Origin of the sequence: Microbacterium mcarthurae (assembly GCF_046064585.1) — a bacterium.
Lineage (GTDB): Bacteria > Actinomycetota > Actinomycetes > Actinomycetales > Microbacteriaceae > Microbacterium > Microbacterium mcarthurae.
Map to the genome: position 1 here is coordinate 195705 of NZ_JAROCE010000004.1, position 24391 is coordinate 220095.

Here is a 24391-nt window from a genome sequence, read left to right on the forward strand (position 1 = left end):
GGGAACCTGCCGGGTGGGACGCCGATAGCGTGGATGCCATGATCGCCGCGCCCCGTGTGCCCCTGTCCGACGGTTCCTCGATCCCGCAGCTGGGCGTCGGAACCTACAAGGTGCCCGCCGAGGTGACGGCGGACCTCGTCGCGGGTGCGCTCGCCGCGGGGTATCGGCACGTCGACACGGCGGCGCTGTACGGCAACGAGCGCGAGGTCGGGGAGGGTGTCCGCGCCTCGGGACTCGCGCGTGACGAGGTCTTCGTGACCACGAAGGTGTGGAACGACGACCAGGGTTATGACGAGACGCTCCGCGCCTTCGATCAGAGCGCGGCGAGGCTCGGTCTCGACCGCGTCGACCTGTACCTGATCCACTGGCCCATTCCGAGTGCCGACCGCTACGTCGACACGTGGCGAGCGCTCATGCGGCTGCAGGAGGAGGGGCGGGTCACGTCCATCGGCGTGAGCAACTTCTCGCCGACCCACATCGAACGTCTGCGCGACGAGACCGGTGTCCTCCCGGTCATCGACCAGGTCGAGTTGCACCCGCGTTTCCCGCAGCGCGACCTCGTCGACTGGAACACCGCGCACGGCATCGTCACAGAGTCGTGGGCGCCGCTGGCGCGCGGCGGTCTGCTCGATGAGCCGGTGCTGGCCGGCATCGCGGCGCGCTACGGCAAGACCCCGGCGCAGGTCGTCGTGCGGTGGCACCTCGATCGGGGGCTCGTCGTCTTCCCGAAGTCGGTGTCGCTCGACCGTCTGCGCGAGAACGGCGACGTCTTCGACTTCGTACTGGATGCCGACGATCACGACGCGATCGCGACGCTGGAGACGGGGGAGCGCACCGGGCGTGACCCCGACCTCGACTGACCGATCCCGCGCTTCCGCCTACGCTCCCAGCCGGGCGTATTTGGCCCGGAAGATCGTGAACACCCCGTAGGCGAGGAACCCGGCGCCGACGATGCACGCGAGCAGGGGCCCGGCGGGGAGTGCCACGAGAGCCGCTACCGCGCCGTCCAGTCCGCCCGCGGTGTCGGGTTCGACACGGATCGCCGCGATGATCAGGAGCACGCCCACGATGGCCAGGGCCACGCCCTTGGCGAGGAATCCCGAGACGCCGAGCACCGTCAGCGCACCCCCGCCGCGTCCGTCCGGGAGGCGCACCTTGTCGCGGAACGAGCGGCGCACGCCCATCCCGCAGAACCCGACCCCGACCGCCGCGACGGCAACGCCGACGGTTCCGAGCACGAAGCCGCCGATGGGCAGGGTCAGAACGCCCTGACTGACGTCTTCGGCCGCCTGCTCCGCGCGCGGGCGAGCCCCCAGCGCGACCGAGGCGGACACGACCCCGATGACGAGGAAGACGATGCCCTGCGGCGCTTCGGTGGCGATTCGCGAGATCCGGCGGGGGACGGAAAGCCCGCGAGGCACGAAAGCCTGCAGCAGGTGCCACGCGCCGAGGGCCACCAGACCCACCGCGAGAGCCCAGAGGGCGACGGCACCCAGGGGCGCGGCGGCCACGGCCCGGAAGGCGCCCGTCTGATCGCTGTCCTCGGCAGCCCCGAGACCGACCGCGATGACCAGCGCTCCGATCACGAGGTGGAGGATGCCGTTGGCGGCATAGCCCGCTCGGGCGGCGACGCGGAACGCGGGGTTCGCCTCGGCCTCGCGGGCGGCGGAGCGGGCGTGCGAGGGCATTCCGGAACCGTACGCTGTGTCACGCCCGAGCGACAAACGCGGACGCCGGGTGGCCGCCCCTCGCCCGATCACCCGGTCACCCGTGCCTATAGTGGCCTGATGCCCGCGCCCCGCCGACCGTTGCCGCGCCGGTGGAACGCGCTTCCCGCGCTTGTGCGGAATGCGCCCCCGCGGGTGCTGCTCGTGGTCGGCGCCGTCGTCGTCGTCCTCGGCATCCTGATCGTCACGCGACCCCTGACTTCTCTCGTTCTGCTGGGTGTGTACGTGGGGTTGAGCGCCGTCGTGATGGGCGTGCTCGAGCTCGTCGGTCGACCGGCCGGCTGGTGGGCGCGGGCGGTGTCGGCGGCCTGGATCCTCGCGGGCGTCGCCGTCCTGGTGTGGCTCGGGCGCAGCCTCGAACTGCTGCCGTCGGTGCTGGCCGTTCTGCTGGTGATCGGTGGCCTCGCCTCGGTCGGACGCGCCGTCACGAGGGGGACGGCGAGCTCGCGAGTGCTCTCCCTGGCCTGGGGCGTCGCACAGATCGCGCTCGGGCTGCTGTCGTTCACGTGGCCCGACGTCACGGTGCTCGTCCTTTCGGTCGTGTTCGGTGTCCGCACCATCGTCTTCGGTGTCGGTGTCTTCGCGCGGGGGGTCGTCGGCATCCGGCGTCCGCGTCCGCGCACGACGCCGTTCGACGCGCAACGCGCGGTCCGTCGCCGCCGCGCGCGTACCCGGTGGGCCGCCGCGGGCCGGTACGCCTTGTCGCTCGTCCTGGTCGCCACGGCCGCCGGCGGATGGTGGCTCAATGACTGGCTCAACGACGGCGCTCCCGTGGTCGACGCGTTCTACGACCCGCCCGCGGAGGTGCCGGGCGGGCATGGGCGACTCATCCGCTCCGACGCCTATCTGGGGCGCCTGCCCGAGAACGGCGACGTCACCCGGATCCTCTACACGACCCGGGATGCCGTGAGCCGGCCCGCCGTCGCCAGCGCACTGGTCATCGTGCCGAAGGATCTGCCGCCCGGGCCCCGGCCCGTCATCGTGTGGAACCACGGCACCACGGGGGTCGCGCAGGGGTGCGCCCCCAGCCTCCGCGACGCCTCGGCGACGCGGTGGTCGATCCCCGCGCTCGAGCAGGCGCTCAAGGCCGGGTGGGTGGTCGTCGCGTCGGACTTCTCGGGACAGGGCGCGCCGGGCGATTACCCCTACCTCATCGGTAAGGGGGAGGCCCGCTCCTCGCTGGATGCCGTGCTGGCCACGAGCGAACTGCGCAGCGACCTGACCCTGTCGCCGGACACGGTCGTCTGGGGGCATTCGCAGGGCGGGCACGCCGCGCTGTGGACCACCGCCATCGCCTCCGAGTACGCGCCCGGGATCGACGTCCTCGGGACCGCGGTCGTCGCCCCCGTCGCCGACCCGCCCGCACTCGCGCGCGAGCTGCTCTCGGGGCCGCCGAACGCCCTGCTGTCCGTCCTCACCTCGTGGGTGCTCGTTCCCTACTCGCGCACCTACGCCGACGTGCACCTCGACGACTACATCGCCGAAGGGTCGCGCTCGATCGTCCTCGAGATGACGCAGCGCTGCCCGACCGAGCCGGGCGTCGTCGTCTCGGTGCTGACCGCCCTCGGCGTCTCGGAGGATCGGCCGCTGTACAGCGCCGACCTCACCGACGGCGCGCTCGGCCGACGTCTCGCCGAGAACGCGATGACCGAACCGCTCGGGAGCCCCTTGCTGGTCGCGTGGGGCGCGGAGGACGAGGTCATCCCGCCGAAGCTGCAGCGCGACTACGTCGAGGGGCTCTGCGCGCAGGGGCAGCCGGTGCGGTGGGCGACCTACGCCGGGTACGACCACCTGCGGCCGATCCTGCCGAAGTCGCGCTTCCTGCCCGTGCTGTACGACTGGACGAAGAACCTCATCGAGCGGCGGACGCAGGTCGTCGACGGGTGCGGCCTGCGCTGACGCGCACGCGCGTCGTCCGTGCGGCGGCGCGGTGAAGATCCTGTGTCGATCGCGTTCCCTCTTGGCGCTCGCCGTGGGTTCTGATTACGGTCGAACCGTGCCCGAGAACACTCCCTCCGCGTCTGAGCTCCGCCCGACCCACCCGCTCGCGCTGGCCCCCGTCGCCGCTCCGCCGGCCTCGGTCGACGGTTTCGTCCGGCGGTTCCTGCAGAACCTCAACTTCGACCAGGGTGTCGCCCTGTCGACATCCGATGACAACGACCGTTATCTGGCCCTGGCGGGGACGGTCCGCGACTACCTCATGGCGCGCTGGCTCGACGATCAGGCTCAGCAGAGTCGGCAGCAGTCCAAGACGGTGTGCTACCTGTCGGCGGAGTATCTGCTCGGACGGCAGCTCGACAACAACCTCTTGGCCGCTCGGCTGACCGAGATCGCCACCGAGGCCCTGGCGCAGTGCGGCATCGACATCGATGACCTCCGCGCGCTCGAGATCGAGCCGGGCCTCGGCAACGGCGGCCTCGGCCGGCTCGCGGCATGCTTCATCGACTCCCTCGCGACGATGAGCATCCCGACGATCGGGTACGGCATCCGCTACGAGTACGGCATCTTCCGGCAGGCCTTCGCCGACGGCCAGCAGGTCGAGCAGCCCGACGCGTGGCTGCGGCTGGGCTCGCCGTGGGATTTCCCGCACCCCGAGGCGGCGCAGACCATCTCGTTCGGCGGTCGCACCGAGACGTACGACGACGACGGCGTCGAGCGCACGCGCTGGGTGCCGGAGTGGAACGTCCTCGCCGTGCCGTACAACATGATGGTCCCCGGCTATCACAACGGCCGCGTCAACACCCTGCGGCTGTGGCGCGCGGTGGCCACGAACGCTTTCGACCTGCACACGTTCAACTCCGGCGACTACGTCGCGTCGGTGCGCGCGCAGACCTTCGCCGAGAACATCTCCAAGGTGCTCTACCCCGAGGACTCCACGCCCCAGGGGAAGGAGCTGCGGCTGCAGCAGCAGTACTTCTTCGTCGCGGCATCCATCGCCGATTTTGTCGAGCACGTCCTGCCCGACGGGTTCGACCTGACGAAGCTGCCCGAGCGTGTCATCTTCCAGCTCAACGACACTCACCCCGTGATCGGGGTGCCCGAGCTCATGCGGGTGCTCGTCGATGAGAAGGGCATGGAATGGGATGCCGCGTGGGCCATCACGCAGAAGTGCTTCGCCTACACCTGCCACACGCTGCTGCCCGAGGCGCTCGAAGTGTGGTCGGTCGACCTCCTGGGGCGTCTGCTGCCGCGCCACCTCGAGATCATCTACCGCATCAACGATGCCTTCCTGCTCGAGGTGCGGGAGCGTTTCGGTGACGACGAGATGCTCATCCGCGACATGTCGATCATCGGAGAGCACCCGTTCCGCTCCGTGCGCATGGCCTACCTCGCCACGGTCGCGGGGTCGAAGGTCAACGGCGTGGCCGAGCTGCACTCGCAGCTGCTGCGCGACAACGTGCTCAAGGACTTCGCGCGCATGTGGCCCGAGAAGTTCACCAATGTCACCAACGGGGTCACGCCGCGCCGCTTTCTGCGCCTGGCCAACCCCGAGCTGTCGACGCTCATCACCGAGACGCTCGGCGCGGGCTGGACGGTGGACCTCGAACGGCTCCGGGGGCTCGAGGCCTACGCCGACGACCCCGAGTTCCGTGAGCGTTTCGCGGCGGTCAAGGCCGCCAACAAACGTCGACTGAGTCGCGTTCTCGCCGCCCGCGACGGCACCACGATCGACGACGGCCATCTGCTCGACGTCATGATCAAGCGGCTGCACGAGTACAAGCGCCAGACGCTCAAAGTCCTGCACATCGTCAGCGCGTACGACGAGATCGTCTCCGGCCGCGTGCCCGTCGAAAAGGTCCAGCCCCGCACGTTCCTGTTCGGGGCGAAGGCCGCGCCGGGGTACGCGATGGCGAAGCACATCATCCACCTCATCAACGCCGTCGGCGAGGTCGTCAACGCCGACCCCCGCGTCGAGGGGCGTCTGAAGGTGCTGTACCCGTCCAACTACAACGTGACCCTCGCCGAGAGCATCATCCCCGCCGCCGACCTGTCGGAGCAGATCTCGCTCGCGGGCAAGGAAGCCTCGGGAACGGGGAACATGAAGCTCGCCCTCAACGGAGCCCTCACGATCGGCACCGACGACGGCGCCAACGTCGAGATCCGCCAGCTCGTCGGCGACGACAACTTCTTCCTCTTCGGCATGAGCGAGCCCGAGGTCGAGGCGCTGTGGGCCGAGGGCTACCGCCCCGCCGACTTCTACCACGAGGACGAACGCCTGCGCCGGGCGATCGACCTCATCGCCGCGGGGGCGTTCTCGGGCGGTGACCGGTCGGTGTTCGAGCCCCTCATCTCGAACCTCCTGTACGACGACCGCTTCATGGCGCTGGCCGATTTCGGCTCCTACCTCGACGCCCAGGAACGAGTGGATGCAGCGTACGCCGACCAGGACGCCTGGGTGCGGTCGGCCATCCTGAACGTCGCGCGCAGCGGTTTCTTCTCCTCCGACCGGGCGATGCGCGACTACCTCGACCGCATCTGGCACGCCACGCCGGTGCACTGAGCGTCGGATGCCACGGCTCGCGGGCCGTGGCATCCGTCGTTCCCGCGGCGATTGGCGGGAAGGCGGCGAGAGCTGACCGTTCGAAGCGGGCGCGAGGTGCGTATCCCGGGGAGAGTGGGAACACACCCCAGGAGGAACCATGCGTCTGTCCGAGTTTTCCGTCCCCGACACGCTCGCCGCTCGCGGCGCCCTCGCGCTCGCGGAGCAGTACCAATCGGAGGCGATCACCGCGCACGCCCTGCGCTCCTGGGTGTGGGCCGAAGCCTTCGCGCTCGTCGACGGCATCACCGGCATCGACCACGAGCTCCTGTATGTCGCCGCGGTGCTGCATGACATCGGCACCGTCACGGAGTTCGACAACCACACGCTGTCGTACGAGCATGCGGGAGGTCACGTCGCGATCGCCCTCGCGGCGGGCGCCGGCTGGGAGAGCGAGCGTCGCGAGCGCGCGCTCGAGGTGATCGTGCGGCACAACTGGCCGCGCGTCGACCCGGCGATAGATGCCGAGGGCTACCTGCTCGAGATCGCGACCGGACTCGACATCTCGGGGGCGCGGCCCGACGCGCTGCCGCGGGAGTTCGTGCGCGACGTCCTCGACGCGTACCCGCGGGGCGCCCTCGCGGCGGAGTTCGGCGCGTGCGTGGTGGATCAGGCCGAACGCAAGCCCGATACCGCCGCGCGTCGCCTGGTCGACGGGGGAGTGCTCGAGAAGCTCGCAGCGAATCCGCTGGAAGCCCGGTGACCAGCCGGGATCAGGCGACGAGCTCGACGTCGATGCCGAGGACGTCGTAGGTCGCGCGAGCGCGAGCGTCGCGCGTGGCGAGACGCGGTCCGTGTTACCGGGCCGCGAGAGCGACCAGCCCGTCGTACACGGCGCCGCCCGCGACACCGACGCGGGGGCCACTCTCAGCGCCGCCCCGCGTCCCATGCCTCTCCGGTGAGGGTCGCGGGTGAGCCGGCATCCGGGTATCGTAGGAGGGTTGTCGGCGCCGTTCCGCGTCGACGAGAGCTGAATACGGAGGGTCTTGTGGACATCGATCTGGCACTTCTGAAGACGATCGAACGCGAGAAGGAGATCCCCTTCGACGAACTCGCGCGCATCATCGAACAGGCGATCCTCACCGCCTACGCCAAGCACATCTCGCCCAGCGGTGAGATCCCGGCGGGTGCGCGCGCCGAGCTCGACCGCAAGAGCGGTCACGTGGGCATTTACACGCCCGTCCTCGACGAGGAGGGCGTCGTGATCGGCGAGGAGGAGCAGGCGCCCGACGACTTCGGTCGCATCGCCGCCTTCGCCGCCAAGCAGGTCATCAGCCAGCGTCTGCGCGACATCGCCGATGACGCCGTGCTGGGGGAGTTCCGTGGCAAGGAGGGCGACATCGTCGCCGGCGTCGTCCAGCAGGGCCCCAACCCCCGCATGGTGCACGTCGACCTCGGCACCGTCGAGGCGATCCTGCCTCCCGAGGAGCAGGTGCCGGGTGAGACCTACCCGCACGGTTCACGCCTGCGCGTGTACGTCACGTCGGTCGCGAAGGGCAACAAGGGCCCCCAGATCACGGTGTCGCGCACGCACCCCGGGCTGGTCCGCAAGCTCTTCGCCCTCGAAGTGCCCGAGATCGCCGCGGGCCTGGTCGAGATCGTCTCGCTCGCCCGCGAGGCCGGACACCGCACCAAGATCGCCGTCAAGGCGAACGACCCGACGATCAACGCCAAGGGTGCCTGCATCGGCGAGCTCGGCCGACGCGTGCGCGCCGTCACCGAGGAACTGGCCGGCGAGAAGATCGACATCATCGACTACGACGCCGAGCTGCCGAAGTTCGTGGCCAACGCGCTGTCTCCGGCCAAGGTCACCTCGAGCTTCGTGCTCGACGCGTCGACCAAGGCCGTGCGGGCGCTCGTGCCCGACTATCAGCTGTCGCTCGCGATCGGCAAGGAGGGCCAGAACGCTCGCCTCGCCGCCAAACTGACCGGCGCCAAGATCGACATCCAGCCCGACAGCATCCTCGAAGACAACTGAGCGTCCGTCGTCCGGACGACGGCGAGGTGTACGATGGAACCTGTACGAACGTGCGTCGGATGCCGCGCACGTGCCCCCCGATCATCGCTTCTGCGTGTGGTCGCGGACGGGTCGGTCCTCGTCAGAGACGAGCGGGCGATCCTCCCGGGACGGGGCGCGTGGGTGCACGAGACGGACGCGTGCGTCGGGAAAGCTCTCGCACGCCGCGCCTTCGTACGAGCATTGCGTGTGTCAGGCCCGCTTGACACGCAGACCTTCGAATCAACCCTCCAGCGAAACGGCTGAACGGCTATGGACACGAAGTGAACGGCTCGAAATGAGACCCGTCCGCAACTAACGGTCTGCCCTGTCCGGGGTAGGCCCTCAGACAGGAGAATTGTGGCAAAACCACGCGTGCACGAGATCGCTTCCGAGCTCGGCGTCGACAGCAAGGTCGCGCTTGCGAAGCTGAAGGAGCTCGGCGAGTTCGTCAAGAGCCCCTCATCCACCATCGAGCCCCCGGTGGCCCGTAAGCTCCGCGCCGCCCTCGCGGCCGAGGGCTCGTCGGGATCGACGGATGCCAAGCCCGCCGCCGGTGCGGCGCGCCCCGGCGCCCGTCCCGGCCCGGCTCGCCCGGCCGCCACCCCCGGCACCCGCCCCTCCGGGCCCACGCCCGGACCCGCGCGTCCCGCGGCCAAGAGCGCGCCCGCTCCGTCGGCGCCCGCTCCCGCCGCCCCTTCCGCCGCGCCCGCTCCGGCAGCGTCGGCCCCGTCGTCGCCCGCCACGGAGACGCCCGCGCCCTCGGCTCCCGCTTCGCAGGCGCCGAAGCCCGGCGGCCCGAAGCCCGGCCCCGCCGGCGCGACGCCGCAGGCGCCGCGCCCGGGGGGAACGCCGCGCCCCGGCAACAACCCGTTCGCGTCGTCGCAGGGCATGGGACAGCGCCCCGCGGGGCCGCGCCCCGGCAACAACCCCTTCGCATCGGCGCAGGGCATGGGCCAGCGCCCGACCCCCGGCAACATCCCGCGCCCGCAGGCCCCGCGTCCGGGTGCCCCGCGTCCCGGTGCCCCGCGTCCCGGCGGTGCCGGTCGCCCCGGTGGCGGCGGTCGTCCGGGGGCTCCGTTCCAGCAGCGTCCCGGCGGCCCCGGTCGTCCCGGTGGTGCCGGCGGCGGCTTCCAGCGTCCCGGCGGCGCTCCCGGCGGCGGCTTCGCCGGTCGTCCGGGTGGCGGTGGCGGCCGAGGCCGCGGCCCCGGCGGTGGAACCGCGGGCGCCTTCGGTAAGGGTGGCGGCAAGTCCAAGCAGCGCAAGTCGCGTCGGGCGAAGCGGCAAGAGTTCGAGATGCGGTCGGCGCCGGTCGTCGGCGGCGTCAACGTCTCCAAGGGCAACGGCGAAATCATTCGTCTGCGCCGCGGCGCGTCGATCGCCGACTTCGCCGACAAGCTCGAGGCACTGCGCGGCTACACCGTGCAGCCCGGCACGCTCGTGACCATCCTGTTCAACCTGGGTGAGATGGCTACGGCCACCGAGTCGCTCGACGAGGCCACCTTCGAGGTGCTCGGCGAGGAGCTCGGCTACAAGATCCAGATGGTCTCGCCCGAGGACGAGGACAAAGAGCTCCTCGAGGGCTTCGGTCTCGACCTCGACGCCGAACTGGAGGCCGAGAGCGAGGACGACCTCGAGATCCGTCCTCCCGTGGTCACCGTCATGGGCCACGTCGACCACGGTAAGACGCGACTGCTCGACGCCATCCGCCAGACGAACGTCGTGGCGGGCGAGGCCGGTGGCATCACGCAGCACATCGGTGCGTACCAGGTCTGGACCGAGCACGAGGGCATCGAGCGCGCCATCACCTTCATCGACACCCCGGGTCACGAGGCGTTCACCGCGATGCGTGCCCGCGGTGCGCAGGTGACCGACATCGCGATCCTCGTGGTCGCGGCCGACGACGGCATCATGCCCCAGACGGTCGAGGCGCTGAACCACGCCCAGGCGGCGAACGTGCCGATCGTGGTCGCGGTCAACAAGGTCGACAAGCCGGATGCCAACCCCGCCAAGGTGCGCCAGCAGCTCACCGAGTACGGTCTGGTCGCCGAGGAGTACGGCGGCGACGTCATGTTCGTCGACGTGTCGGCTCGCCAGGGCACCAACATCCAGGAGCTCCTGGATGCTGTGCTCCTGACCGCCGACGCCGGTCTCGACCTGACGGCGAACCCGAACAAGGCCGCCCGCGGCGTGGCGATCGAAGCGAAGCTCGACAAGGGCCGCGGTTCGGTGGCGACGGTTCTCATCCAGTCGGGAACGCTGCGCGTCGGCGACGCGATCGTCGCGGGTACGGCATACGGCCGCGTCCGCGCCATGATCGACGAGAACGGCGAAGCGGTCGACGAGGCCTACCCCTCGCGTCCGGTCCAGGTGCAGGGTCTGAACTCGGTCCCGCGTGCCGGCGACGTGTTCATCGTCACCGAGGAAGACCGCACCGCGCGCCAGATCGCCGAGAAGCGCGAAGCCGCCGAGCGCAACGCCCAGCTGGCCAAGGCCCGTAAGCGCATCTCGCTCGAGGACTTCACCCGCGCTCTCGAAGAGGGCAAGGTCGAGTCGCTCAACCTCATCATCAAGGGCGACGTGTCGGGTGCCGTCGAGGCGCTCGAGGAGTCGCTGCTCAAGATCGAGGTCGACGACAGCGTCCAGCTGCGCATCATCCACCGCGGTGTGGGTGCGATCACCGAGTCGGACATCAACCTGGCCACGATCGACAACGCGATCGTGATCGGCTTCAACGTCCGTCCCGACACCAAGGCCCGCGAGCGTGCCGCCCGCGAGGGCGTGGACGTCCGGTTCTACTCCGTCATCTACAACGCGATCGACGACGTCGAGCAGTCGCTCAAGGGCCTGCTCAAGCCGGAGTTCGAAGAGGTGCAGTCGGGTGTGGCCGAGATCCGCGAGGTGTTCCGTTCCTCGAAGTTCGGCAACATCGCCGGTGTCATCGTCCGCTCGGGCACGATCACGCGCAACGCCAAGGCGCGCGTCATCCGCGACGGAGTGGTGCTCGCCGACGGTCTGCAGATCGAGTCGCTGCGCCGCTTCAAGGACGACGTCACCGAGGTCCGCACGGACTTCGAGTGCGGTATCGGCCTGGGCAAGTTCAACGACATCCAGGTCGGCGACGAGATCGAGACCACGGAGATGGTCGAGAAGCCGCGAGGCTGATTCGTCGAACGGGGGTCGCGCTCGCGGGCGCGGCCCCCGTTCCGTCCTCCCAGAGAAGGAGAAGGAAGTGGCAGGGGAACGACAGGCACGGGTGGCCGACCGCATTCGCGTGGTCCTTGCGGAGCGTCTCGAGCGGGGTCTGCGCGACCCGCGGCTCGGTTTCGTGACGATCACCGACGTGCGCGTGACCGGCGACCTGCAGCACGCCTCGGTGTTCTACACCGTCATGGGTGACGAGGCGCACCGCGCCGACACGGCCGCGGCGCTCAAGTCCGCGACGGGCATGCTGCGCAGCGAGGTCGGCAAGAACCTCAACACGCGGCTCACTCCCACGCTCGAGTTCATCCTCGACGCGATCCCCGAGAACGCCGACCACATCTCGGCGCTCTTGCGCGAGGCGCGCGAGCGCGATGAGTCCGTCGCCGGACTCGCTGCGAGCGCGAGCTACGCCGGTGAGGCCGATCCGTACGTCAAGCCGCGCGAGATCGACGACGACGAGGACGACGAGCGCGACTGACCCGCACACGAACGGCCGGATGCCACCCCCGCGGGGGCGCGTCCGGCCGTTCGTGTTCCGCCGTGCGACGGATCCCGGTGTCTCCCTCGCGCGGGGGAGGTCGTGGCATCCGGGCCCTCGTACTGTCGAGACATGACCGTCTCGCCCCGCCCGGACTGGCCCGCCATCGGTGTCTTCGCCGTGACCTCCGTCGCGCTGTCGTGGCTCGTCGCGCTGCCGCTGTGGCTGCGCGGGCTGGGACTGGCCGATCCGTTCCTGGGGCTGACGGCGGCGGCCATGATGTTCACGCCCGCTCTGGGGGTCGTCGCCGCGCTGCTCGTCCAACGGCGCACGCACGGGCGACGGGGGGCTCGCGTCGTCCTGCGTGAGCTCGGCATGTGGCCTCTGCGCCCCGCGGCTCGCACGATCTGGATGTGCGTCGCCGTCATCGTCGCGGCGCCGCTCCTGATCGCCCTGGGCCTTGTGGGGGTGGGGGCCCTCGGTCTCGCGACGTTCGACGTGGTCGGATTCTCCGGCTTCGCGCAGACGCTCCAGGCCGCCGTTCCGCCGGGGACTCCGCTGCCGCCGATCGCTCTGCTCGCGCTCGTCCAGGTGGCCATGATTCCGATCGGGGCAGTCATCAACGCGCCCTTCGCGTTCGGCGAGGAGCTGGGGTGGCGCGGTTTTCTGCTCCCCGCGCTGCGCCCCTCGGCGTGTGGCCGGCACTGCTGATCTCGGGCGCTTTCTGGGGGTTCTGGCACAGTCCGCTGATCCTGCTCGGGTACAACTTCCTCGAGCCCAACGCCTTCGGTGTGCTGATGATGGTCATGGCGTGCGTCTTCTTCGGCATCCTGCTGGGATGGACGCGCCTGCGCACGGCATCCGTGTGGCCCGCGGTCTTCGCGCACGGTGCCTTCAACGCCTCGGCCGGACTCGGGGCGCTCGTCGTCGCCGCGGGCTCGGCAACGCCCGCGCCGGTCCTCGCGGGCCCGCTCGGCCTGATCATGTGGGTGGTGTTCGCGATCGTCATCGGGGTGCTCGCGCTCACGAGACAATTCCGCGCCGACCGGCTCGACGCTCGACTCGGCCCCGATCCCGTGCGGGCCGCGCCGGTGCCGACCGTCTGATGCGCCCTCCGCCTTCGGAAGAAGTGCTCAGCGCGGGAGGAAGAGGGCGCCGTCCGCAGCCTCGGCGAGACCGTCGGCGATGAGGGAGTCGATCGCCCGATCCCGCTGCGACGCGTCCGGCCAGGTGGGGAGGACGTCGTCCAGGCGAACGGGCGCGGGGGACGCCTCGCGCAGCACCCGCAGCACGGCCCCCCGCGCCTGACGGTCGCTGCCCTCGTACTTGGCCTGTCGACGACGCCGGTCCTCGGAGGCCGGGTAGCCCGCGGCCCGCCACGCGCAGCGCGCCGCCAGCGGGCAGACGCCGCATCGGGGTGAACGGGCGGTGCAGACGATCGCTCCGAGCTCCATCGCGGCCGCGTTGACGACCGCGGCCTCGCCGATGTCGTCGGGGAGTTCGGCGGTCATGCGCACGAGGTCCGACTTTCCCGGCGGCCCCGGCTGCGCCGCGCCGTCGACGACCCGGGCGAGGACGCGGCGCGTGTTGGTGTCGACGACGGGATGCCGATCCCCGTAGGCGAACACCGCCACGGCGCGGGCGGTGTAGTCGCCGATGCCGGTGAGCGCGAGCAGCGCATCGACGTCGCGCGGAACGATGCCGTCGTGGCGGTCGCGAATCTCCACCGCGGCGCGGTGCAGCCACAGCGCGCGGCGCGGGTACCCGAGGTTCGCCCACTGCGTCACCGCCTCGGCGGGAGCAGCCGCGGCGAGGGCGGCCGGGGTCGGCCATCGCTGCAGCCACGCCTCGAGGTGCGGGATGACGCGGGTCACGGGGGTCTGCTGCAGCATGAACTCGCTCACGAGCGTGCCCCACGCACCGAAGCCGGGGCGACGCCAGGGGAGGTCGCGGGCGTGGTCGCGGTACCACGCGATCAGCGGCGCGGCGATTCCTGGCATCCCTCCACCCTACGAGCCCGCGCGGTCCGGGTGCCCGCGGGCATAAACGCGATCCACGCGCGGAAACACGCTGCCCCGCCGTTTCTCCGCGCGGATCGCGTTTATGCCGCCGGACCGACGCGCGCGGACGCCCGAGCAGTGGGCCACCGAGGGGCGGGAGCCCGGCGGCGACCGTAGGCTGGAGGGTATGCCGAGCGAGAACGCCGTCGAGACCCTGCAGCGGAGTCTGCGCGACCTCCTGCGCCAGAACGCGGGCAACGGACGTCTCGTCGTGGCCGTCGACGCCCTGGATGCCGCTGCCGCCGCGGCCTTCGCCGACGGTTTCGCCGCGGCGGTCGGCGAGGACGGAACCGCCGTCTTCCGCGCGACCCTCGCCGACGGCGCCGAGGACGCGCGCGAGCGGCTCGTCGCGCCGTTCCGCGCGGGGGAGCCCTTCGACGACGGCGGACCCGCGCCCGCGAGCGCGGTCCTCGTCATCGACGGCCGTTTCCTGCACGCGGCAGGGCTGCGCGGTCTGTGGAACTGGTCGGTGTGGCTCGAGGCGAACCCTCCCGTCGGCACCCCGCGCCCGGAGCTACCCGACGCCGAGAAGCAGTACCTCCGCGAGTCCCGACCGCGCGCCGCCGCCTCCGTGATCGTCGAGAACTCCGACCCCGCGCACCCGGTTCAGGTGTTCGGCGACTTCTGCTGATGGTCGGCGCCGGCATCCTCCTGGTCGACAAGCCGGGGGGCATCACCAGCCACGACGTCGTCGCGCGGGCGCGGCGCGCCCTCGGAACCCGCAAAGTCGGGCACGCGGGCACGCTGGACCCGATGGCGACGGGCCTGCTCGTCCTCGGAGTCGAGGGCGCCACGCGTCTGCTCACCTACATCGTCGGTGCCGACAAGACCTACGAAGCGACGATCCTCCTCGGTGTCACGACCGACAGCGACGACGCCGACGGTGCGGAGACGGCACGGGCGGATGCCGCTGACCTCGCGGCCGTGACCGACGAGGCGATCGCCGCGGGCATCGCCGATCTCACCGGCGACATCGCGCAGGTGCCGAGCACCGTGTCCGCCATCAAGGTGCAAGGGCGCCGCGCCTACGACCGCGCCCGTGCCGGCGAGACGGTGGAGCTCAAGGCGCGGCACGTGACGGTGTCGCGCTTCGACGTGCGGGGCACGCGTCGCGAGGAAACGTCGATCGCCCTCGATGTCGTCGTGGATTGCTCGAGCGGCACGTACATCCGCGCGCTCGCCCGCGACCTCGGACGCGCCCTCGGTGTCGGCGGCCACCTCACCGCTCTTCGCCGCGCGCGCATCGGCCCGTTCGACGTGGCATCCGCGGCATCCGTCGACGACATCGCCGAGAGCGCGCTCGTCACCCCCGCCGTCGCCGCCGCGACGGTCGTCGGCGCCCTCGCCGTGAGCGGAGACGACGCCCGCGATCTCCGGCACGGCAAGCGCATCGACGGCGGCGGTCGGCTGACGGGGGAGCGGGCCGCCGCGATCGATCCCGACGGCCGCCTCGTGGGCATCGTGGAGCGCCGGGGGAGTCAGCTCAAGAGCGTCATGAACATGCCCGAGGAGGTCGCGCCGTGATTCTGTGGTTCACGCTCATCCAGGTGGGCGTTGCGGTGCTCGCGGGTGTCGTGGCGGTCGTCGCCGGGTTGGCCGGACGGCGCCCGTCCGACCTCACCGTCGGAGCGCTCGCCCTCATCGAGCTCCTCCTCATCGCGCAGATCGTGGTCGCCCTCATCGCGCCGTTCGCGGGAAACCCGCCGACCGGCAGTCTGCTGGAGTACTGGACCTACCTCGTCTCCGCCGCCCTGCTGCCGCCCGCCGGCGCGGCGTGGGCGCTCATCGAGCGCAGCCGGTGGAGCACGGTCATCATGGGCGTCGCCGCGCTCGCCGTCGCCGTCATGGTGTGGCGCATGCACGTGATCTGGACGGTCCAGGTGGCCTGAGCGGCCCCCGCCGCACCGCGAGCGCGGGCCGCGACCGAACTAGACTCGGAAGGTCATGGCATCCACCACTCCCGCCCGCACCCGCGGAATGACCGGCATCGGCCGGGTCCTCGTGATCGTCTACGGCATCATGGCGCTCGCCGCCACGGGGCGGTCGTTCGTGCAGATCGTCCGCGAGTTCGACGAGGCGCCGGTCGCGTACACCCTGTCCGCGCTGGCCGCGGTGGTGTACGTCCTCGCGACGCTCGCGCTGATCTTCTCGGGACGTCCCGCGTGGTACCGCGTCGCCTGGGTCGCGATCGGTTTCGAGCTGGTGGGCGTCCTCGTGGTCGGCACCCTCAGCCTCGTGCTGCCCGCGCTCTTCCAGCACCCCACGGTGTGGTCGGTGTACGGCGTCGGCTACCTGTTCATCCCGCTCGTGCTGCCCTTCCTCGGCCTGTGGTGGCTCGTGCGACACCGCCGGGCGGCGTCGTGATCGTCTTCCGAGACCCCGCGGAGGTTCCCGCGGGCTTCGGGCCGTCGGTCGTGGCGATCGGCAAGTTCGACGGCGTCCACACCGGGCACCGGGCGGTCATCGACCGCGCGCGGGTCGAGGCCGCCGACGGGGCCGAGGTCGTCGCCGTCACTTTCGACCGCAACCCGCTCAGCGTGCTCCGACCCGACACCTGCCCGCCCGACGTCATCGGGCCGCACCAGAAACTCGAACTCCTCGAGCGCGCGGGCGTGGATGCCACCCTGCTGCTGACCTTCGACGAGGCCCTTGCCGCGGTGCCCGCCGAGGAGTTCGTGCGACGCGTGCTCGTCGACGCGCTCGCCGCGCGCACCGTGCTCGTCGGTCGGGACTTCCGCTTCGGTGCCGGAGGAGCGGGCGATCCCGCGTTGCTGGAGCGGATGGGGAGCGCGCACGGCTTCCGCGTCGACGTGGTGGACGATGTCCGCGCGGTCCACGCCGATCGCCGGGTGTCGTCGACGTGGATCCGTGAGGCTCTCTCCGCCGGCGACATCGCCACCGCGACACGGCTTCTGGGGCGCTGGCCGTCGGTGTGGGGCGAGGTCGTGCACGGCCTCAAACGGGGGCGTGAACTGGGGTACCCCACGGCCAACCTGTCGCCCGATCTCGAGGGCTTCGTCCCCGCGGACGGCGTCTATGCGGGCTGGCTGATCGACGTCGACGGGACGCGGCGCATCAGCTACCCGTCCGCCATCAGCATCGGCACCAACCCGACGTTCGACGACGTGCACGCCCGCCAGGTCGAGGTGTACGTCCTCGACGAGACCGACCTCGACCTCTACGGGCACCACGTCGAAGTGCGCTTCGTCGAACGGGTGCGCGGAATGGCGGCCTTCGACGGCGTCGACGCCCTGCTGGTGCAGATGGCCGACGACGTCGAGCGCGTGCGCGGCATCCTGCACTGACCTCGACGGGCGTGCGCCGACTCCTCGGCGTTCGCGGAAGCGAGAGACGGGCTGCGCGGACGCTTTCCCCGAGAAGGGGCGTCAGGGCTGCGCGGACGCCTTCCCGCGAACGGGCCTCAGTCCCGTCGCGACAGATGATTGCGGATGCCGAGGAACGACGTCGCGGCACCGAGAGCCATCAACACGGCGGTGAAGACGGCGGCGCGGTGGAATCCGTCGAGGTCGAGCGCGCCGCCCGCCACCGCGGACACCGCGGCGATCGCCAGCAGTCCCGCGACCCGCGAGACGGCGTTGTTCACCGCCGAGGCGATGCCGGAGCGTTCGGTCTCGATCGCGCCGAGGACCGCCGCCGTCAGTGGCGACACCGTCGCCGTCAACCCCAGTCCGAACACCACGACCCCCGGCAGCACCTGAGTCCAGTAGTCGAACTCGGGCCGCACGGAGAGCAGCAGCAAGGCGCCGATCGCCATGACGGCCGGCCCGATCGTCATGAACAGGCGCGGACCGAAGCGACCCGACAGGGCCCCCATGCGTGAGCTCAGGGCGATCATCAGCAGTGTGCTGGGCAGAGAGGCCAGCCCGGCCAGGGTCGCGGACAGCCCCGCGCCCTGCTGCAGGTACACGCTCAGGACGAAGCCGTTCAGCGACAGCGCGGCGTAGACGAACATCGTCGTGAGGTTTCCCGCCCAGAAGTTGCGGGAGCGGAAGAGGTCGAGAGGCATCAGGGGCTCGCGCGCGACACGCTGGCGCACGAGGAAACCCGTGAACGCGGCGACGCCCAGCGCCCCCGGCACCCAGATCAGGGGCGAGCCCCACCCGAGATTCGGCTGTTCGATGAGGGCGAAGACGATCCCGCCCAGCCCCGCCGCGCACAGCACGGCGCCGAGCACGTCGACACGGGCTCCGGGGCGTCGGTGATCGGCATGCGCTCGCCGCGCCATGAGCCAGAGCGTCAGCGCGATGGGGAGGACGTTGACGAGGAAGACCAGGCGCCACGACAGAGCGTCGACGAACACCCCGCCGATGAGGGGACCGGCGATCATCGCGACGGTGGTGGCACCGGTCCAGATCCCGATCGCACGGGCCTGCGCGGCGCCACGAAACGTCGAGGTGATCAGCGCGAGCGAACTCGGCACGAGCAGCGCGCCCGCCACGCCCTGCAGGGCGCGCGCAACGACGAGGAACTCCGCCGTGGGGGCCGCGGCGATCGCGACGGAGGTGATGCCGAAGCCGACGAGACCGATGCGGAGCACGAGAGTGCGGCCGAGCACGTCGCTCAGGGTTCCCGCCACGAGGATGAACGCCCCGAGCGTGACCAGATACGCATCGACTACCCATTGCTGGGTGGACAAGCCACCGCCGAGGTCGCGCGAGATGGCGGGGAGTGCGACGTTGACGACGGTGCCGTCCAAGAACGAGACGAAGGAGGCGAGCACGGCGACCGTCAGCACCACGCGCTGATCGCGCGACATCCGTTCCGCCATGCGCCCAGCGTAGGGGCGGCCGCGGTGGGCCGGACCTGATCAGCGCCACGAGGCGGAACGGCACGCCCGCGGGGCGACCTCTCCCGCCGGCGCGATCGGGTTAGGGTCGAGACGATCCCCGGAGGTTTCCATGCCCGCCCTCGTCCGTGCTCTTGCCGCCGGCTCCGTCGCAGCGGTGCTGGCCGTCGCCCTCGCCGCGTGTGTGCCCGAACCTGTTCCGACCGACTCACCCAGCGCCGGTGCTCCGGTTGCGGACGACCCCGGGACGCCTACGCCGATCCCGACGTCGACGGTGACACCGACGACAACTCTTCCCGGCTCGTGCGACGACATCTATTCGGATGCCATGCGTGCGGCGCTGGAGGAGCAGAACCCGCCGCTGAATGACCCCGGTGTGACCCTTCTCTCCACGCAGCAGGCCCCTTTGCTGGAGCTGCTCGAGGTCGTACCGACGCTGCGCTGCTCGTGGGGAGGCCCGAGCGAGCGGGGCCTCGCAACCACGGTGTCGATCGTCGACAGCGCGCAGGCCACCGTCGTTCGTGACACTCTCACCACAAACGGGTTCGGATGCGAGGATCGCGGTGATGCGACGATCTGCCGCCTCGAACAGCGTGGTGTGTCATTGGACGACGTGCCGTTCGAGCGGGGCGAAGTGCACGCGCTCCGGGGCGAGATCTGGATCAGTACGTCGTGGATCAACTTCGACCCCGACGGGTACACGGAAGACATCCTCTCGACGGTGGGCGAGTGATGGGCACGGGGACGCGCTAGAATAGGTGCCGACCCCGTCACCCGCCTCCTTGCGAGCCGTTCCGGTGAAGACGCGTAGCGGGTCGCAGGCACGGCCGCTCAGGCGGCGCGTCTCGCGGCGTTCTCCGGGGTCACTGATCCACCGGCGTCAGGCCGGACGTCCCGGACATATCCGGACGACACGCTCAGGAGGAGCATGCCGACCACGGCAACCGCCGCCCGAGGCTCGAGCCAACGGCGCCGCAAGACCTCGTCATCCCGTCGCGACGACGAGGCCCCCGTCATCCCCATCCTCGCTCGCAAGGTGCGCGAGGTCGAAGCCAAGGCCCAGCGCGGCAAGCTCGGCCCCACCAACCGCGTGAAGTTCCAGGTGATCGCCTTCCTCGTGCGCGAGGAGCGCGCCCGCGTCAAGGCCGACACCGAGATCACCGACGCCGCTCGCGCCGAGCTGCTCAAGCGCCTCGACGGCGTGGCCACGATCCTGGCCAAGACCGCCGCACGCGACACCTCGCTCATCCAGCTGCTCGAGGTCGATCAGGCCACCTCGCCCGTCGCGCGTCGGATGCGCCGCGACTGGCTGCTCGAGTCCGGCGCCGAACTGGCGCCCGACGAGCTCATCATCACCGACAACGCCCCCGCCGCAGCTCCCGTCGTGCCCGCGGCCCTCGCCGAGAAGCAGGTCGTTCCGCCGTCCATCGAGGCGCGGCAGATGGCGAACCCCTTCCTCGCTCCCGACCTCACTCCGCGCGCCGCGGGCGACGCCCCCCGTCGGCGCCTGGACGGGTGGGAGCTCATGGGCCCGCTGTACAAAGCGTTCGAGACCGGTGCCGGTGGTTCGGCGGCGAGCATGGAACTGCCCCCGGTGCCCGAGTTCGACCGCGTCTCACCGCGCGGCCTCGAGGTCATGCCGCACCAGTCCCGCTTCCTCGAGGCGGTCCGCCAAGGACACCGCTCCTTCCTCCTCGCCGACGAACCGGGTCTCGGCAAGACCGCCGAATCGGTGCTCGCGGCCTCCGTCGCCGATGCCTACCCGCTGCTGGTCGTCGTGCCCAACGTCGTGAAGATGAACTGGGCGCGCGAGGTGCAGCGCTGGACGCCCCACCGTCGCGCCACCGTGATCTCGGGGAGCGGCGCCGACATCGACGCGTTCGCCGACGTGTTCATCGTCAACTACGAGATCCTCGACCGGCACCTGTCGTGGCTGTCGTCGATCGGCCTGAAGGGCATCGCGGTCGACGAGGCGCACTTCATCAAGAACCTGTCGTCGCAGCGCTCGCAGAACGTGCTGGCCCTGGCCTCCCGGGTCCGTCAGCAGACGCGCGACCCGCTGCTGCTCGCACTCACCGGTACTCCGCTGATCAACGACGTCGAGGACTTCGACGCGATCTGGCGCTTCCTCGGCTGGACCAACGGCGAGAAGCCCGGCCCCGAGCTGATGGAGAAACTGGATGCCACGGGCCTGACGCCCGCCGACAAGGCGTTCTACCCCGAAGCGCGTGAGGCCGTGATCTCGATGGGCATCGTGCGGCGGAAGAAGAAGGACGTCGCCGCCGACCTCCCCGACAAGCTCATCGCCGACCTCCCCGTCGAGCTCGACGACGAGTACGGTCGATCGATCCGTCAGGCCGAGCGCGAACTGGGTGCGCGCCTCGCGGCGAAGTACCGTCGCATCATCGAGGCCCGCGGCGACCGCGGGCTCGCGCCCGGCGAGATCGACGACGACATCGTGCGCCTGGTCGCGCACGGTGAGCTGGAAGAGAGCAAAGCCGCCGGGACCGGCTCCGAGAACGTCTTCACGATGGTCCGGCGCATCGGTCAGGCCAAGGCGCAACTCGCCGCCGACTACGCGGTGCAGCTGCAGCGTTCGGTGGGCAAGGTCGTTTTCTTCGCCAAGCACATCGACGTCATGGACGCCGCGGAGGCGCATTTCAAGGCATCCGGCCTCAAGGCGGTGTCGGTGCGCGGAGATCAGACCTCCACCGCGCGTCAGGCCGCGATCGACGCGTTCAACGGCGACCCCGCCGTGGGAATCGCGGTGTGCTCGCTCACCGCCGCCGGTGTCGGACTGAACATGCAGGCGGCGTCGAACGTCGTGCTGGCCGAGCTGTCGTGGACCGCCGCCGAGCAGACGCAGGCGATCGACCGCGTGCACCGCATCGGTCAGGAGGAGCCGGTCACCGCGTGGCGCATCATCGCCGCGCACACGATCGACACGAAGATCGCCGAGCTCATCGACTCGAAGGAAGGCCTCGCGCAGCGCGCCCTCGACGGCCTCGCCATCGAACCGGGTTCGAGCGACTCGGTCCAGCTCTCCGCGCTCATGCACCTGCTGCGCCAAGCGCTCGGCGCCTGACCCCCTTCTCGAACGCCCCGGCGCTGCCGGGGCGTTCTGGCGTGCACGCGCCGGCTCCCGGCGTTTCCGCGTGCGGGGCAGGACGAGGGAACGCAACCCGCGTCCTTCGGCCGTCGTTTGGCGGGCGCGGCGGGTGGGGCAGTAAGGTCGAACGCGGCAGCGTCGCCGACTCGATCACCCGACTAGCGAGGTTCACAGCATGAAGATCGGCATCCTGACCAGCGGCGGAGACTGCCCCGGCCTGAACGCCGTCATTCGTGGCGTCGTGCTCAAGGGCACGACCAACCACGACATCGAGTTCGTCGGCATCCGCGACGGCTGGCGTGGCGTCGTGGACGGCGACTTCTTCCCGCTGACCCGCCACGAGGTGAAGGGCCTGTCCAAGGTCGGCGGAACGATCCTCGGCACCAGCCGCACCAACCCCTACGAGGGGGTGCGCGGGGGCGCCGAGAACATTTCCAAGACGCTGTACGGGCACCGCATCGACGGCATCCTGGCCATCGGCGGCGAGGGCACACTCGCCGCCGCCGACCGGCTCTCGAACGACGGCATCAACGTCCTCGGTGTGCCCAAGACCATCGACAACGATTTGCGCGCCACGGATTACTCGTTCGGCTTCGACACCGCCGTGAACATCGCGACGGATGCCATGGACCGCCTGCGCACCACGGGCGACTCGCACCAGCGCTGCATGGTCGCCGAGGTCATGGGCCGGCACGTCGGCTGGATCGCCCTGCACGCGGGCATCGCGGCGGGTGCGCACGTCATCTGCATCCCCGAGGTGCCGATGTCGATCGACGAGATCGTCGAGCAGGTCACCCGCGCCCACGACCGCGGTCGCGCACCGCTGGTGGTCGTGTCCGAGGGATTCAAGCTGAAGGGCATGGAAGAGGCCTTCAGCGATAAGGGGCTGGATGCCTTCAACCGCCCCCGCCTCGGCGGCATCGGCGAGCTGCTGGCCCCCGAGATCGAACGGCTCACCGGCATCGAGACCCGCGCCACCGTGCTCGGGCACATCCAGCGGGGTGGCTCACCCTCCGCGTTCGACCGTGTCCTCGCGACGCGTCTCGGCCTGCACGCCGCCGACGCCCTCGCCGACGGCGCATGGGGGCAGATGGTCGCCATGCGCGGCACCGACATCATCCGCGTCCCGTTCGCCGACGCCCTCGGCGAGCTCAACAGCGTCCCCCTCTACCGCTACGAAGAGGCCGCCGCGCTGTTCGGCTGAGCCCGCCTTCCGGCACCGAGAACAGGCCCGGCGCCGAGAACAGGCTGATTCCGCTGCTATCGGCCTGTTCCGGGTGCATGGCCTGTTTTCGGCGCACGGCGGCGACCCCCGGCGAGGCGGCGCTGCCGCGGTGCGACGTCCCCGGAATCACGGCCAGGGCTCGTGGCATCCCATGAGAACCGGCTGCGCGCCCAGACCAGGCCGGTTTCGCCGGGACCAGCCTGTTCCGGGCGCATCGCCTGTTCTCGGCGCCTGTTCGGGCCGCTCCGCCTCAGCGGCCGACGAGATGGCGGTGCTGGGCCATCGCCGTGCGGACCGTTTCGATGACGTACTCCGGTTCGAACAAGACCTGCACGTAGTCGAAGCGCAGGACCGTGTATCCGCGAAGGATCAGACGAGCGTCCTGTCGAAGATCGCGGCGACGGTCGGCGGAGCGGTGATAGGCGAATCCGTCGATCTGAACGACCAAACTGTCGCCGATGAGTGCGTCGACCGGGTGACCGTCTATCCACACCTGCTGGCGGATCGCCACGCCGATCGAGGCCATGAGCTCCCGGAAGTGCGTCTCGAGTCCCGAGTCGGAGATGTGCCCGGCCGCCGTGGCGTAGGCGCGGGCGCGCGCGGATCCCCAGCGCACCGAGCTCACGATCGCGGCATCCACCGCCCCCGTACGCAGAGCGGATTCCCATACGGCGAGGGCGTCGACGCGCGGCAGACACCGAGCGACGTGAAAGAGCACGTTGAGAATCGACTCGTCAGGGTCGGTGCGTGGCAGTGATATCGGCGGGGTCGCGCAATGCACCTTCAGTCCACCGCGCTCCAGACGCGACGCTGTGGACGGTACCCACACATGATGCTCGTCCGTGCGGGGAGTCCAGAGGCCGCGCTCTTGCGCCGCGCTCACGCACGTCAGACGTCCACCGCCGGATGCCGCCGCCCTCCGCCCCGCTGAGCAATCCGGTGCCGCGATCCACGAGCGCCGGATGCGGGCGACCGCTCCCTCGGCCACGGCCGTGGCGATCGAGCGAGTGCCGAACCCGGCTGCCCGGAGCGCGGAGGTGTGCGCGATGCCACCGTGCCCGGTCAGCCACGGAAGGAGAGGTGAGGCCATCGCTCCACCCTTGCGGGCCCTGGGCCGCGGGGCGGGCCGAGGCCTCCGCGATGTGGACAGCGATGCGATACGCGCGTCTGGGGAGGAGCGGCCGCGGCTCAGCGGCATCCACGAGCTTGACCTGAAAACAGGGGATGTCGCAAGAACAGGCCGAT

22 protein-coding genes are annotated in these 24391 nt (G+C 70.7%); 18 read left to right on the forward strand and 4 right to left on the reverse strand.

The genetic code is table 11. From position 1 onward, the window contains the following. Positions 1–38: 38 nt before the first annotated feature. Positions 39–860: an aldo/keto reductase gene (locus P5G46_RS13315; RefSeq protein WP_239278593.1), complete on the forward strand. Its 822-nt coding sequence runs from the start codon at positions 39–41 to the stop codon at positions 858–860. Between the two features lie 18 nt (positions 861–878). Here P5G46_RS13315 and P5G46_RS13320 read toward each other — a convergent pair whose 3' ends face one another. Then, a complete protein-coding gene (locus P5G46_RS13320; RefSeq protein WP_408905879.1) occupies positions 879–1688 on the reverse strand; it encodes a DUF1206 domain-containing protein in 810 nt (269 codons plus the stop codon). 99 nt (positions 1689–1787) lie between these two features. Here P5G46_RS13320 and P5G46_RS13325 point away from each other — a divergent pair, with 99 nt between their 5' ends. The 9 genes from P5G46_RS13325 to P5G46_RS13365 all read left to right on the forward strand — a co-directional run bounded on the left by P5G46_RS13325 (position 1788) and on the right by P5G46_RS13365 (position 13051). Further along, complete coding sequence (locus tag P5G46_RS13325) at positions 1788–3626, forward strand: lipase family protein (protein WP_239278570.1); 1839 nt, start codon at positions 1788–1790, stop codon at positions 3624–3626. A 97-nt stretch (positions 3627–3723) separates the two neighbouring features. Beyond that, positions 3724–6228, forward strand: a complete 2505-nt coding sequence (locus P5G46_RS13330; RefSeq protein WP_408905880.1) for a glycogen/starch/alpha-glucan phosphorylase — start codon at positions 3724–3726, stop codon at positions 6226–6228. A 139-nt stretch (positions 6229–6367) separates the two neighbouring features. Further along, positions 6368–6970, forward strand: coding sequence for an HD domain-containing protein (locus tag P5G46_RS13335; RefSeq protein ID WP_375094494.1), 603 nt, complete (start codon positions 6368–6370; stop codon positions 6968–6970). Between the two features lie 285 nt (positions 6971–7255). Next, complete coding sequence (gene nusA / locus P5G46_RS13340; protein WP_239278530.1) at positions 7256–8245, forward strand: transcription termination factor NusA; 990 nt, start codon at positions 7256–7258, stop codon at positions 8243–8245. A 33-nt stretch (positions 8246–8278) separates the two neighbouring features. Next, entirely contained in the window at positions 8279–8530 is a 252-nt protein-coding gene (locus tag P5G46_RS13345) for a YlxR family protein (RefSeq protein ID WP_239278520.1), read from the forward strand. 93 nt (positions 8531–8623) lie between these two features. Next, complete coding sequence (gene infB / locus P5G46_RS13350) at positions 8624–11428, forward strand: translation initiation factor IF-2 (RefSeq protein ID WP_408905881.1); 2805 nt, start codon at positions 8624–8626, stop codon at positions 11426–11428. A gap of 67 nt (positions 11429–11495) precedes the next feature. After that, positions 11496–11945, forward strand: a complete 450-nt coding sequence (gene rbfA / locus P5G46_RS13355) for a 30S ribosome-binding factor RbfA (RefSeq protein ID WP_239277159.1) — start codon at positions 11496–11498, stop codon at positions 11943–11945. Positions 11946–12077: 132 nt separating this feature from the next. Continuing rightward, positions 12078–12656 (forward strand): hypothetical protein, encoded by a 579-nt coding sequence (locus P5G46_RS13360; RefSeq protein ID WP_408905882.1) that lies wholly within the window; start codon positions 12078–12080, stop codon positions 12654–12656. Next, positions 12599–13051: a CPBP family intramembrane glutamic endopeptidase gene (locus tag P5G46_RS13365; protein WP_408905883.1), complete on the forward strand. Its 453-nt coding sequence runs from the start codon at positions 12599–12601 to the stop codon at positions 13049–13051. Before P5G46_RS13360 ends, P5G46_RS13365 begins: the two co-directional genes overlap by 58 nt. Before the next feature lie 27 nt (positions 13052–13078). Here P5G46_RS13365 and P5G46_RS13370 read toward each other — a convergent pair whose 3' ends face one another. After that, positions 13079–13945: an HhH-GPD family protein gene (locus P5G46_RS13370; RefSeq protein WP_408905884.1), complete on the reverse strand. Its 867-nt coding sequence runs from the start codon at positions 13943–13945 to the stop codon at positions 13079–13081. Positions 13946–14132: 187 nt separating this feature from the next. Here P5G46_RS13370 and P5G46_RS13375 point away from each other — a divergent pair, with 187 nt between their 5' ends. The 5 genes from P5G46_RS13375 to P5G46_RS13395 are packed head-to-tail and all read left to right on the forward strand — an operon-like array spanning position 14133 to position 17310. Then, on the forward strand, positions 14133–14636 hold the full coding sequence (locus P5G46_RS13375; protein WP_239277162.1) for a nucleoside/nucleotide kinase family protein: 504 nt from the start codon (positions 14133–14135) through the stop codon (positions 14634–14636). After that, a complete protein-coding gene (gene truB / locus P5G46_RS13380; RefSeq protein WP_239277163.1) occupies positions 14636–15529 on the forward strand; it encodes a tRNA pseudouridine(55) synthase TruB in 894 nt (297 codons plus the stop codon). Before P5G46_RS13375 ends, truB begins: the two co-directional genes overlap by 1 nt. Then, positions 15526–15894 carry a hypothetical protein gene (locus tag P5G46_RS13385; protein WP_239277164.1) on the forward strand — a complete coding sequence of 123 codons (369 nt, stop codon included), beginning with the start codon at positions 15526–15528 and terminating at the stop codon, positions 15892–15894. Before truB ends, P5G46_RS13385 begins: the two co-directional genes overlap by 4 nt. Before the next feature lie 55 nt (positions 15895–15949). Then, complete coding sequence (locus tag P5G46_RS13390) at positions 15950–16369, forward strand: hypothetical protein (RefSeq protein ID WP_239277165.1); 420 nt, start codon at positions 15950–15952, stop codon at positions 16367–16369. Next, positions 16366–17310 carry a bifunctional riboflavin kinase/FAD synthetase gene (locus P5G46_RS13395; RefSeq protein WP_239277166.1) on the forward strand — a complete coding sequence of 315 codons (945 nt, stop codon included), beginning with the start codon at positions 16366–16368 and terminating at the stop codon, positions 17308–17310. Before P5G46_RS13390 ends, P5G46_RS13395 begins: the two co-directional genes overlap by 4 nt. A gap of 116 nt (positions 17311–17426) precedes the next feature. Here P5G46_RS13395 and P5G46_RS13400 read toward each other — a convergent pair whose 3' ends face one another. Then, the gene (locus P5G46_RS13400) at positions 17427–18794 is read right to left on the reverse strand and encodes an MFS transporter (protein WP_408905885.1); all 1368 of its coding nucleotides are present in this window, start codon (positions 18792–18794) and stop codon (positions 17427–17429) included. A gap of 130 nt (positions 18795–18924) precedes the next feature. Here P5G46_RS13400 and P5G46_RS13405 point away from each other — a divergent pair, with 130 nt between their 5' ends. The 3 genes from P5G46_RS13405 to P5G46_RS13415 all read left to right on the forward strand — a co-directional run bounded on the left by P5G46_RS13405 (position 18925) and on the right by P5G46_RS13415 (position 23125). After that, positions 18925–19545: a hypothetical protein gene (locus P5G46_RS13405; protein ID WP_408905886.1), complete on the forward strand. Its 621-nt coding sequence runs from the start codon at positions 18925–18927 to the stop codon at positions 19543–19545. 195 nt (positions 19546–19740) lie between these two features. Continuing rightward, positions 19741–21897, forward strand: a complete 2157-nt coding sequence (locus P5G46_RS13410; protein WP_408905887.1) for a DEAD/DEAH box helicase — start codon at positions 19741–19743, stop codon at positions 21895–21897. 199 nt (positions 21898–22096) lie between these two features. Then, entirely contained in the window at positions 22097–23125 is a 1029-nt protein-coding gene (locus P5G46_RS13415) for a 6-phosphofructokinase (protein WP_239277170.1), read from the forward strand. Between the two features lie 271 nt (positions 23126–23396). On the opposite strand, the gene P5G46_RS13420 is transcribed toward P5G46_RS13415, so the two are convergent. Beyond that, positions 23397–24236: an endonuclease domain-containing protein gene (locus P5G46_RS13420; protein WP_408905889.1), complete on the reverse strand. Its 840-nt coding sequence runs from the start codon at positions 24234–24236 to the stop codon at positions 23397–23399. Positions 24237–24391: the final 155 nt, after the last annotated feature.